Genomic DNA, 13,075 nt, shown 5'->3' on the forward strand with positions numbered 1-13,075 from the left:
ATATTATTTACTATCTTTGTACCCGAATTAAGCAATAAAGTATTACCAACCAGAAAACAAAGAAATGAAGAAAACATTGTATGCATCACTGGCAGCAATCATGCTTGCCATGCCAGCTAATTGTTTGGCAACCAAATTCCTTGGAGTTAAAGTTATCGACAAAGATTATCTGATGTTGCACTTCCGCGATGGCGAGGTGCATTATCGCGACAACGGCACAGGTCCCAGCGCCTATTTAGGTCACTCGTTTGCCGAAGGCGACGATACCCTATTGGTATTCGGCGAGCGTTTGAAAGCAGCCCAGGCACAGAACGCCGCTTTGTGGAAGATCAGCTCGTCCGACGACAAGACCTTTGCTACAGCGCAACCCTTAGCCGTTTGGCGTAAATCCAAGCCAATGAACACCGACAATACACTGACAAGCGAGTTAGACCATTGGCTGTTTTTGCAGATGCCTAAGGCCATGAAACAGGGCTGCACATACAAAGTTGCCATCCCCGCAGGCATAGGCTCCGACAAGACCGAGGCCTCTATCCGCTTCGACGTATGGAACAACCAATCCGAAGCCGTACACATTAATATTATAGGCTATTCGCCCTTAGAGACCATTCATGCTGCCGACCTTTACCAGTGGTTGGGCGATGGCGGACAGCGCGACTATAAGCAGCTGGAGGGCAAAGGCGTATGGCTTTACAATGTGAACACCAAGAAGAAACAGAAGGTGGGTACCGTCAAATTCTGGCAACCTGCCTCAGCAGCCGCCAAGGAGGCAGGTGGCAAAAGCCTCATCGGCACCGATGTGTGGAATATCGACTTCAGCGCCAACAAACCTGGTTGCTACCGATTGGTAGTAGAGGATGTAGGCTGTAGTATGGATTTCGAGGTAAAGAACGACATTTACTACGAGCCTTATCGCTACTCGGTTCGCGGTTATTACTATATGCGTTTGGGTGAGCCTATCAATACCGACAAGGTCTTCCCTGCCCCTCGCCAGCCACAGTTCATTCCCGAGACCGATCCTAAGGGATTTACCGTTTATAAGACCGACTTCCACCCATGGAGCCCAGGCTGGGCAGAACTGCACACCGACGTATGGGACGAGCCACACTTCAAACAACTCAAACAGTCAATCTTCTGGCAGCACCGTCTGCCGGGTAATCCGGTGAATACCGAGGTGAAAGGCGGGCACTCCGACGCCTTCGACTGGGACCGCCACCTGGCCCACGTCAGCAACATCTACGACATGCTGTTGCCTTATATCCTCTCGGGGGGACGTTTGAACGAAGATCAGTTAGGTATCCGCGAGAGTGGTAATGGTATCCCCGACCTGATTGACGAGGCCCGCAACGAGGTAGATTTCTTCCTCTCTATCCGCGATGGCGAGGCTTACTCACAGGGTGTCACCAACCCTTGTGCCGACTGGAGCGTGATGTTCCAGGCAGGCTGCACCACCATGGCAGCCTGGGCCAATGCCGCCAACTGCGCCATCATTGCCGAGGCCTTCAGATTGAACGGCAACGACAGCCTGAGCCAATACTATACTGCCGAGGCTATCAAGGCCTTCCGCTTTGCCTCAAAACAAGACCATCAGCAGCTCGACGACCTGCAGGATGTGGGCTCCATGCAGATGCGTGGTCGTGACTTCCGTCAGATGGCAGCTGCCTTCCTGTACAACCTGACTGGCGAAGAAGAGTGGGAAAAGATTTTTGCCGAAGAAAGCATGATAAAGAGCCCTCACTCATTGGTGTTCAGCAAGGGCAAGCACGGTTTCTTTGGGGTAGGTGTGATGCATGAGGAGAATAAGAAGTTGGTGCCTTTCTGCCAGTACTGGGCAGCAGCAGCCTATCTTACCTGTCCACAGCCCCGCCACTATGGCGAGCTTTACCAGAACCTGAAAGCCAGTATCAAAGCCCAGGCCGAGGCTTATAACTATGGTCACATGGCACAGCGCCCCAGTCGCCGTTCGGCCAACGACGACCGTTGGCAAACCTCACAGAACCTGCAATTGGTAATGCTGGCCCACTACATCGCCAACAAGGCAGAGCGCAAGCAGTTGGAGCACGCCATGTTCACCGAAGCCAGTTGGGCTTTAGGTCGCAATCCTGGTAATATTGTTGAGATGACAGGCCTTGGTCAGCGTCACATCACCGATGTCTATACCACCGGTCGCAACGATGGTGCCCCAGGCACCCATCCTGGTCAGACACCTTTCAACGGTACCGAGACTTGGTCGCCTGGTCATAATGGTGGCGATGCCCGTGTTATCCTGGCCTATTGCTATCCCGATTGGAACAATGGTGGTTGGCCCCGTCAGGAGTCGTACTTCAACCAGCGTTACTTCTGGGTAAACGGCGAGTTCACGCCTCGCGAAACCATGCGTGGCAAGATGGCCCTCCTGGCCTATCTCTACGCCATTCGTTAGAATCCATAAACATAAAAAAAAGAAACCGCCCCGCGAACTGATTACCAGTTGCGGGGCGGTTGATTGATTTATTGAGTTTTTTATTGCTCAACTTGTGATTTACTTCTTAGCTTTGAAGTTCCAGTATGTACCTTCTGACCAGCCACTGAATGCACCATTGTCAGGATAGGTGAGGATCATCTCAGAACCAGTAATTCTGTAAATCTGATAGTCAGTTACATAACGACCACCGGCATTAATCTCGAATGGGAAGAGAGTTGCACCCTCAGTAGTCTTAAATGTTCCCTTCTTCCAACCATCGGCTGTTGAGAGGTCGATCTCATAACTACCCGAGCGGATCATACTACCATTAGCATCATAGCACTTCACGGTACCATCTTCGTTCAGAACCATTGTAGCATCGTTATTCTCCTCACCAGTAGCGGCACCTGATACAGAATGGTTCAACTGACCTGTGAGCTCTGCAGCATCATCAACGCCCCACCAAACGAAATCGTTAAGGACATCGCCACGCCAGTTACCATCGGCACCGAAGTTACCCCAAACATGGCCACTAGAAGAAGAGTTACCCACATTCCAGGTCCAAGTCTTCTCGCCATAGTTAGTCATCATACCCGAAACGTCAGTATCGCTCTTAAAGTTCCAGTATGTTCCTTCCGACCAGCCACTGAATGCACCATTGTCAGGATAAACCAGAATCATCTGATCAGATGTCAGAGAGTAAATCCAATAATCAGTTACGTAACGGCCACCAGCATTAATCTCGAATGGGAACAGTGTTGCACCCTCTGAAGTATGAAGAATACCATACTTAAAGCCATCGTGGTTATCACCAGTCCAGCCTTTGATTTCATAACTACCAGAGCGAATCTCAGTACCGTTAGCATCGTAACACTTCACGAGACCATCCTCTGTAAATACCATCGAAGCGTCGTTGCTTTCCTCACCAGTAGCAGCACCTGTTACAGAATGGCCCAACTGATCTGTAAGATCTGCGGCATCGTCAACACCCCACCAAACAAAGTCGTTAAGAGCTTCACCACGCCAGCTACCATCGGCACCGAAGTTACCCCAAACATGGCCACTCGAAGTAGTGTTGCCCACATTCCACTTCCAAGTCTTCTTACCATAGGCATTCGAAGCAATCAGGCGAACCTCTGGCTTCAGCTCAGCAGCAACAGCTACAGTAAAATCCTTTGAAGCCACTACCTCATCACCATTACCATTGATATACTTGAAATATACTGTCTGATTAGGATCAGAACCACGAGCAGGCACAAAGTTGAACACACCACCAGCTGCGCCACTTGTGAGTTTGAACTCAGAGCCATCGGCCTTGATATAGTAGATATAAATACCCGAGGCATTGGGGATATTATACTTAATCCAGTTTCCATCAGCTGCTGGAGTAGTGCAAGCCTGATCGGCATACTGAGAGAACTCAGCACCATCAAGCAGGCTATTGCTGGTATAGCTGTCGATATCCAGTGTCTTGCTATCCTTAATAGGATCACAAGCTGTGAGCATGCCCAGCGCTACTGCGAACAATAATATTGATTTTTTCATATTGCTATTTCTCTAAATTCTTAAATCTTAATTCTTAATTAATCATATACTGGGCAACCTGACATATTAGCTCCAGAGGCACTTGAACCCCAACCAGCATTCTGCTTCAGGATTTCAGGATTGCCAATGATACTGATCTGTGCGGGAGGAATCATAATGAAGCCATCGGTATCGGCATAACGCTGAGCCCAGCTGCTACCGCCTACACCCTGACCATGGTGCATCTTTGTCCAGTGACCTGTATAGTTTACACGTGAGCCGTCCTGACGCTGCAGAGCAACAGCAGCCTCACAAGAGGCACCACCGCCTTTACCTGACCAACGACGCAGGTCGTTGAAACGGAGACCTTCGCCAGCCAGCTCGAAACGACGCTCATTCTTGATATTCTGCCAAGAATAGGTAGTAGCATCCAGACCAGCACGAGCACGTACCTTATTCATCTGGTCGGCAGTACCTGTAAGCTCAGAGTGCATCAGCATCACGTCGGCCAAACGGAGCAGCACGATATCCGAGAAGTGGTCACCCTGCATAGAGTTACCGTTGTTGTTGGCAGCAGATGTATTGTTCTTACGATAAACACCCCACCAGATATAAGCATCGTTATGATCATCCCAAGTAGAATTGGCACAAGTAATACCCATCCACTTCTTGTTGTAGTAACCAGCGTCCTCAGAGCAAGATGTTGTGAATACGAACTTGTCACACTCAGCCTGAGCATCGAGGATGGTAGCCTTCTTACGAGGGTCGGCATCGCTCCAGTCATCCCAAAGGTTTGCATTGATGGTACCCTGACCCCAACCCTGTCCGAATGGGAAGGTATTCAAGTCACCATTAGCTGTACCAGCACCATCATCATCGCAACGGAGAGAGCAATACAGTTCAACCTGGTTTACAAAACCCATACCGATAGTACCACTCCAAGAACCGGCATTCATATACTGAACCTGGAACATCTCCTCATCGTTACCGTTACCAGCCCATGACTTACCAGCAGCTTTCAGATCAGCAACAAATTTGTAGTCCTGAACAGTGTACTCATTGGTGTACTGCCAAAGCAAACGGAAGTCGTCAACCAACTTGTAACCACCATTATTGATTGCATCCTCAAGGAAGCTTACTACCTGAGCCTTGCTCAGAGAAGTGCCAGCACCCTCCTGCTCAAAGTCGAAAGTAACATCAGCAAGATTAGCAGTAGCCAACTCACCAGCCTTCTTATAGAAGCCCTCGTAGAACATATAAGCACGTGCCAGATAACCCTCGGCAGCACCCTTAGTAGCGTGACCGTCGCCACGAGTTGTAGCACCGTGACTCATCAGGTTAGCAGCCGAAGTAAAGTCAGCCAGGATATGTGGCATAATCACATCCTCTGCACTGACCTGAGGACATGGATCGGGAGCAGCTGAAGCCCAGTAAGCAGGGATATCGCCCCAGAACTGAACGCCCCAGAGGTAGAACAAACCACGCATAAAGTAAGCCTCACCAAGCAACTGGTTACGAGTAGTTTCCTGACCAGTCCAATCGAAAGCATCTACAGCATAGATAATGGCATTGGCACGAGCAATACCTACATAAGTATTGTGCCAAGCAGCATCGAACAGATCCTCCTTATTAGCCATCAAGTGACCGATAGCATGTGACTCTACGTCGCCGGTACCACCAGCACCATTAGCATCATCCGACATGATATAGCCAACAAACCAAGGCGTTTGAAGTGGATTTGTGCTGAACTGATTCATCACGCCATACAAGGCTGCGAGCTCCTTATTCAGGTCATCAGCTGAAGCAGGATAGTTAGAACTGTTAGCCTGCGTATAATTCTTGGAATCGAGGAAGTCTTCGCAAGAAGTAAGTCCTACGGCGAAGAGCATCGCGATTGCCATCAAATATATCTTTTTCATATTCTTATATTCCTTATTATATTATTAGAACTTAATGCTTGCACCAACGACGAATGTACGGGCTGAAGGATACAGACCTACGTCGATACCACGTGCCCAAGAGTCCTTACCACCTGATGAACCAACTTCTGGGTCAACACCTGTATAACCAGTGAAGGTGTAAAGGTTCTGAGCCTGTACATAGAGGCGGAGCTGGCTGAATGGAGAGTTCTTCCACAGCTTATTGAAGTTATAACCCAGGGTAATGTTCTGGATCTTGAAGTAATCGGCATTCTGCATATAGCGTGTAGATACCCACTGATCAGCAATCTGACCAACTGTCAGACGAGGATACTTGTTGCTGGTACCCTCACCGTGCCAACGATCGAATGCGTCAACAGTATAGCTGTTGTACTGGTTAGCCAGCAGAGCGGTACGATAGCACTGCATAACCTGCATACCGAATGCACCAGAACCCGTGATACCAAAGTCGAAGCCCTTCCACTCGCAACCCAGGCTAACACCAAGGGTTACATCGGGATGAGGATTACCAATCTCATGGCGGTCGTTATCATAGTCGATTACACCGTCGTTATCAAAGTCGTCCCAGATGGGGTCGCCAGGAACAGCACCATCAAGAACAGCCTTACCAGCAGCCTTAGCATCATCAATCTGCTGCTGATTCTGCCAGATGCCGCTATATGACATACCATAGAAGTAACCAATTGCATGACCCTCCTGAACGCGAGATACGTATGAAGAGTTCTCGAACAGAGCCTTGGTCTGACCATTAATCAAGCCCTGATCGTTAGCAATACGAGTCACCTTATTCTTATTGGTAGCAACATTTACGTTAGCATGGTAGCTGAAGTCCTTAGAAACCTGATCGCGCCAAGAGAGAGCAACCTCGAAACCAGTATTCTTCACATCACCACCATTAATCATGGCCGACTCTTCGTATCCCAGAACCTCGTTCATAGGAGCCTGAAGCAACCAGTCCTTAGTCTTCTTAACATACCAGTCGAAGTTCAAGCCAAGCTTACCACTGATGAAGCGGGCATCGAGACCTACGTTGATCTGCTCTGAAGTCTCCCATGTTACATCGGGGTTAGGAGCATTCTTTGCATAAGCACCTGTCTGATAGATATTGCTATCAACGGTATTGTTCATATCGCTTGAGAACTTGTAACCATAGTCAGCATAGTCAGTTGGCGAGAAGGCAATGTTTGAGAGATAGTAGAAGTTACTAATGTTACAGTTACCATTCTGACCCCAAGAAGCACGGAACTTCAAGAAATCCAACCAACCCTTAGTGCTCTCCATGAAATTCTCGTTGGTGATCACCCAACCAGCCGAGAATGAGGGGAAGTAACCCCAGCGTTTGCCACGGGCGAAGTTTGAAGAACCATCGGCACGGATAATGGCAGTAGCCATATACTTCTCATCGTAGTTCCAGTTCACACGTCCGAAGAACGAGGCGATGCTACCCTGCATGGGGTTGGCGTAACCACCATGACCAGTCATATACTGTGTCTCGTAGTTAGCAGGAATATTGTAATCCCAGCCGTTACGAACCAGCGAGTTCAGATTCTCCTCACTAACAGTAAAGCTCATATTCATACCAGTACTCCAGTTAGAGCGCTCGATTGACTGTCCAACGAGTACATCGATACTGTGCTTACCCAACTTTGGCAGAGCATACGAAAGTGTATTCTCCAAAGTAAAGCTGCTGCTCTCATACTCACCCATGTTCATACCATAGTTGGCACTTGAGCTGGTAGAGCTGGCACTGTAAGGCAGAGAGATGCTACGGTTGTTGCTGGCGCTGAAACCGGTATTGAACTGTCCGCGATACTTCAGGTTTTTAATTGGTTCGATAATCCAATAGAAAGTAGCACCCACGCCAAAGTCACGATTCTGATTGATAGAATTGAAACCGCCATTCAGGAAGTGGTTCAATGGGTTATTATAAATCATGGTGCTATAGCCAGCGCCATTATTCTTATATGAAGCCAGATTGCCATTAGCATCGTATGGATCAACCAGAGGCGATGCGATATAAGCAGCCTGCATGATGTTCCAGTAACCATTGCTCTCAGCCAAGTCGTGACTTCTGTGATACCAGTAGCTGACGTTCTCACCGATGGTAATCACTGAATGGTCCTTGGCCTTGAGCAGGATGTGCTCAGAGTTGATACGACCACCATAGCGCTTGTAGTCAGATGACAGATCAGCACCACCCATGATACCCTGGTTAGAACTGTAGTTCAAGCTCATAGAGAACTTTGAATTCTCAGAACCACCTGTCAGTGTGACAGCATGACTGAACTGCAAAGCATTCTTGTTCTCATACTCCTTGAACCAGTCGGTTCCATCCCAACCCTGGTTCACTCTGTCGAGAACCTGCTGAGGAACGAGACTTGACCAGTTGGTAGATGTTCCGTAAGTATTAAAGTTGGTTTCGTTGATCAGCTGCATATACTGGTTGGCATTCACGGTACCAGGCACTTTATAAGCATTCGACCAACCAACATAACCATCATACTGAACCTGAATCTTACCGGCTTTACCCTGCTTAGTTGTTACCAGGATTACACCGTTAGCAGCACGTGCACCATAGATGGCAGCCGAAGCAGCATCCTTCAGCACGTCGATGCTCTCGATATCATTTGGATTCAAACCATTCAAACCATCATCAGCAGTACCAGCGTTGATACCATCGATGATCAACAATGGCGAAGAAGTACCGATAGTACCGACACCACGAATGTTTACCTTGAATCCCTTACCAGGCTGAGAAGAACTCTGGGTAATCTGTACACCAGGAGTGCTTGACTGCATGGCTGTAAGTGCGTTGGTTGTATTCAGTTTGGCGATGTCCTCACCCTTAACCTGAACGGTAGCACCGGTAACCAGCTTTTTCTTCTGAGTACCGTAACCAACAACTACCACCTCATCAAGCTGAGCATTGTCTTCCTTCAGGGTGATGCTGAGGGTTGACTGGTTACCCACCTTAATTTCCTGTGTCTCATAACCGATGTACGAGATAACAAGTGTTGCACCAGGCGACACTGAGAGAGAGAAGTTTCCGTCGAAATCGGTAATAACGCCATTACCTGACTTACCTTTTTCAACTACGCTAGCTCCGATAACGGGGCCTGATGCATCGACTACAGTACCTGTAATCTTCTTCGTTGCCTGCTGGATTTCCTGAGGAGCTCCGGCGGCATAGGCATTTGAAGAGTAACCAAGACCTAAGCAGGCCATAGTACCCATCAGCAGCGCTGTCTTTCTAAAATTTCGATTCATACTTAAGTTTTAAACTATAGAAAATTGGTTTGTGATAATGTCTTAGTTGGATATATTTAGTAATACTCCTATTGAACGCAGGCCTAATATATAAATAGGTACGCGATGACTCAATAGTTAAGACGAATTGTTTCGGGTCATAATTTTCTTTATTTTAAGTTTTTATTGAGCTACAGTTTTAATCTGGATATACCAAATCGGTGGCAAATTTACGCAATTATTGAGATATTTCAATAATTTTACTTGCCAAATATTGATACTTTTTTGCCTAAAATGTGTTTGAAGCTATTAAAATACTAAAATTGAGCAAAAAAAGCATAATCCCACAAAAACATGAGCGCATCAAAAACTGGCGCTTTATTAAATAATGTAAAAACTACACTATAGAGAAAACCACAAAAATGCTTCAAATTGGGTGTCATTCACCTATTTTTGGCTCAAATGAAGTGAAAAAATTAACAAACATGATACTTTTACTGTTAAAAACACCCCGTGTAGAATTAACACTTATACACCTTTTGCGTTTTATTTCGCTCGAATTTAAAGCATTCTTCCGACAATTGAGCAAAAAAGTACCATTTTTTATCAATAGTTTTTGCAGTTGTTTCGATATTTTAGCATATCTTTGCACCCAAGATCAATCTTAAAATCAAATAAACTCTATTTCTATAATTAAATTACTAAATGTATGAACAAAACTATTAGAAAAACAGCGCTATTGGTGGGCGCATTCTCCCTTTGGGGATTGTGTTGTCCGCCTCACGCCTATGCCGCCGAAGCTCCTCAGGAGGTTCAGCAGGCAACGAAGAAGATTACAGGTACTGTAGTTGACGCTATGGGACCTGTTATCGGTGCCAGTGTTGTTGTGAAAGGAACCACGAACGGTGTTGCCACCGATTTCGACGGAAACTTCACGCTAAACGCCAGTCCGGGCCAGACACTGGTTGTCTCCTACATCGGCTATCTGTCCAAGGAGGTAAAGGTAACTGCCAACAAGACCAGTTATCAGATTACCATCGAGGAAGACAAGCAGATGCTTGAGGAGGTTGTGGTTATCGCTTATGGACAGCAAAAAAAGGTAACCATTACAGGTGCCGTCTCTGCAGTTGGTGGCGACGAACTGCTGAAAGCACCTGTGGCCAACGTGAGCAATGCCTTGCAAGGTAAGTTGCCAGGTATCTCGGTAGTACAACCTTCAGCCATGCCTGGTGCCGACGACCCAGTGATCCGTGTGCGTGGTACTGGTTCGCTGAACAGTGCCGACCCTCTGGTACTGGTGGATGGTGTAGAGCGTTCGTTCGGACAGCTCGACCCCAACGAAATCGAAGACATCTCGATTCTGAAAGATGCATCAGCTACAGCCGTATTCGGTGTGCGTGGTGCTAACGGTGTGATTCTTGTAACCACCAAGCGTGGTAGTACAGGAAAAGCTTCGGTATCGGTAACAGCAAGCACTGCCATTCAGCAGATTTCAAAATTCGTAGATTTCGCAGATTCTTATACCTATGGTAAGATGTGGAACTACACGGCTATCACCGATGCTCTCCCAATGAGCCAGTGGCCCGGAACGGTTAACATCACCGACTATACACCTTATGCCAATACCGGTATCCGTTTCAATCAGGACGTGATGGAGCACTTCCGCACCGGCGACATGCCTGTCACATTCCCCAATACCGATTGGATTAAGTATATGATGAAAGATGCCGCATGGCAGGAACAGGTGAACGTGAACGTGAAAGGCGGTACCGACAAGGTGAAATACTTCGTTTCGGCTGGTTTCTTGAATCAGAACTCACTCTTTAAGACTTTCTCAAAGAATGATGACGAAACCTTTAAATACAATCGTTTCAACTATCGTGCCAACCTGGATATCAACGTATCAAAGTACAGTCAGCTTGCACTGACCTTAGGCGGACGTGTACAGAACCGTACCACCATGGGTGGTGGCGAGGGATTCATCTTCCGCTATCTGCAGGGTGCAACACCTTATGCTGGTATCGGTGTTGACGACCAAGGCCGTCATATCGTAGCCGACAACAACATCGTTGGACCTTTCGACCGCGATGCACTGTCGAACTATTATGATTTAGGATATGTACGTGAGAGCACAAACGTTCTGAACCTTGACCTGCAGTATAAACTCGACATGAGTTTTATCACCCCTGGTCTTGACTTCAAAATCAAAGGTTCGTACAACACCGACTACACCGCTCGCAAGAACCGTCAGAACGGTTTCGGCACAGGTGTGCAGTACGTAGCCACCATCGTTGATGGTAAGGAGGTTCTCCGCAAAGAAAATATCACATGGACACTGCCTTACAGCGAAGCCAAGTGGGGCAACCGCAACTGGTATGCTGAGGCCAGTCTTAACTACGCCCGCAAGTTCGGTAAGCACAACGTAGGTGCATTGGTACTCTACAACCAGAGCAAGACCTATTATCCTTGGGATTCTGACGGCAGTTTGTATCAGTCGATTCCAAAGGGTTATGTAGGACTCGTTGGCCGTGTAACCTACGACTACGACACTCGCTACATGGTTGACTTCAACATCGGTTACAATGGTTCAGAGAACTTTGCCGAGGGTAAGCGCTACGGTGTATTCCCATCATTCTCACTGGGTTGGATTCCATCGAGCGAGAAGTTCTGGGAACCACTGAAGAAATACATCGGCTATCTGAAGCTCCGCGGTTCGTGGGGTAAGGTAGGTAACGATAACACCAACGGTGCCCGTTTCCTCTACCTGCCAGGTGCATGGCAGTTCTACGAGGGTTCGATGACTACCAACCCACAGAAACGCGGTGCCAACTTCGGTACCAGTGGTAACTGGCTGCAGGCTGTGAAAGAGCTGACTGCCGGTAACCCCAATGTCACCTGGGAGACTGCCACCAAGATCAACATCGGTGTGGATGCTGCCTTCATCAACGACCGTCTGAGTGTAAACCTCGACCTATTCTGGGAAGACCGTAAGGACATTCTCGTATCCAACGCCTCGCTGCTGCCAGCAGTAACCAGTCTGCCTGCCAGCTACGTCAACGAGGGACGTGTAAAGAACCATGGTTATGAGCTGACATTGAAGTGGGCCGACAAGATTGGCGACCTGCGCTACAGCATCAGCCCAAGCATTGCTTTTGCCCGCAACAAAGTGATCGACATGCTCGAAGTACCACCTATGTATGAGTATCTGAGTCGCACCGGTCTGCCCGTTGGACAGCGCTTCGGTTACGAACTCTTTGAGTTCTATCAGGAAGGTTCAGAAGCACGCTATAAGGAGAAGTACGGCACCGACATGCCCGACCAGAAGGTGGAACTGAAGTATGGTGATTGCGTATATGTTGACCTGAACGATGATGGTGTGATCGACCAGAACGACCAGAAGCCACTCGGCTACACCGACAACCCAGAAATCACCTGGAGTATCAACGGTAGTCTGAACTGGAAAGGATTCGACTTCTCTATGTTGTGGGTAGGTGCCAATAACGTGAGCCGCACACTGAACGGCTACTTCCGCGATCAGTTCGGTTCTACCAACACCTCGGCATTGGCACAGTGGGTGGCCGACAACTCTTGGACCGAGGACAATCGCAATGCCATCCTGCCACGTATCTCTTTCGAGAACCGTGTTCACAACAACCGCGATTCACGTGCCTGGGTCATCGACTCTAAATATGTGCGTCTGAAGAACTTAGAGTTAGGTTATACCATCAACAAACCTAAGTTCCTGCCACTGCTCAACTACGTGAGATTCTATGCATCAGGTCAGAACCTGCTGACATTCGCCGACTTTAAGGGTAACGACCCTGAGGCTCCTGGACAAGGTCTTGACTTTGGCGTACGCTATCCAATGACACGTGTGTATAATTTCGGCGTACAAGTAAACTTCTAAACCATAGTAATATTG

At 47.9% G+C, this 13,075-nt stretch carries 5 protein-coding genes; 2 read left to right on the forward strand and 3 right to left on the reverse strand.

Annotated elements, in window-relative coordinates; all coding sequences use genetic code 11:
- Positions 1–64 precede the first annotated feature (64 nt).
- On the forward strand, positions 65–2,422 hold the full coding sequence (locus PRU_RS11450) for a glycoside hydrolase family 9 protein (RefSeq protein WP_013063001.1): 2,358 nt from the start codon (positions 65–67) through the stop codon (positions 2,420–2,422).
- A 99-nt stretch (positions 2,423–2,521) separates the two neighbouring features.
- On the opposite strand, the gene PRU_RS11455 is transcribed toward PRU_RS11450, so the two are convergent.
- The 3 genes from PRU_RS11455 to PRU_RS11465 are packed head-to-tail and all read right to left on the reverse strand — an operon-like array spanning position 2,522 to position 9,174.
- Positions 2,522–3,988, reverse strand: a complete 1,467-nt coding sequence (locus tag PRU_RS11455) for a hypothetical protein (RefSeq protein WP_143040120.1) — start codon at positions 3,986–3,988, stop codon at positions 2,522–2,524.
- Positions 3,989–4,026: 38 nt separating this feature from the next.
- Complete coding sequence (locus PRU_RS11460; protein WP_013063864.1) at positions 4,027–5,886, reverse strand: RagB/SusD family nutrient uptake outer membrane protein; 1,860 nt, start codon at positions 5,884–5,886, stop codon at positions 4,027–4,029.
- Positions 5,887–5,910: 24 nt separating this feature from the next.
- Positions 5,911–9,174, reverse strand: coding sequence for a SusC/RagA family TonB-linked outer membrane protein (locus PRU_RS11465; protein WP_013063324.1), 3,264 nt, complete (start codon positions 9,172–9,174; stop codon positions 5,911–5,913).
- Positions 9,175–9,862: 688 nt separating this feature from the next.
- Between PRU_RS11465 and PRU_RS11470 the strand changes: the two genes are divergently transcribed.
- Complete coding sequence (locus PRU_RS11470; RefSeq protein ID WP_074683928.1) at positions 9,863–13,060, forward strand: SusC/RagA family TonB-linked outer membrane protein; 3,198 nt, start codon at positions 9,863–9,865, stop codon at positions 13,058–13,060.
- The last annotated feature ends 15 nt before the right edge of the window (positions 13,061–13,075 follow it).

Origin of the sequence: Xylanibacter ruminicola 23, assembly GCF_000025925.1 — a bacterium.
GTDB classification, from domain to species: Bacteria; Bacteroidota; Bacteroidia; order Bacteroidales; family Bacteroidaceae; genus Prevotella; species Prevotella ruminicola.

Excerpts from the sequence above, each read along its gene's own strand:
- PRU_RS11450 (WP_013063001.1), top strand. The coding sequence starts at position 65 with ATGAAGAAAACATTGTATGCATCACTGGCAGCAATCATGCTTGCCATG.
- PRU_RS11455 (WP_143040120.1), bottom strand. The coding sequence starts at position 3,988 with ATGAAAAAATCAATATTATTGTTCGCAGTAGCGCTGGGCATGCTCACA.
- PRU_RS11460 (WP_013063864.1), bottom strand. The coding sequence starts at position 5,886 with ATGAAAAAGATATATTTGATGGCAATCGCGATGCTCTTCGCCGTAGGA.
- PRU_RS11465 (WP_013063324.1), bottom strand. The coding sequence starts at position 9,174 with ATGAATCGAAATTTTAGAAAGACAGCGCTGCTGATGGGTACTATGGCC.
- PRU_RS11470 (WP_074683928.1), top strand. The coding sequence starts at position 9,863 with ATGAACAAAACTATTAGAAAAACAGCGCTATTGGTGGGCGCATTCTCC.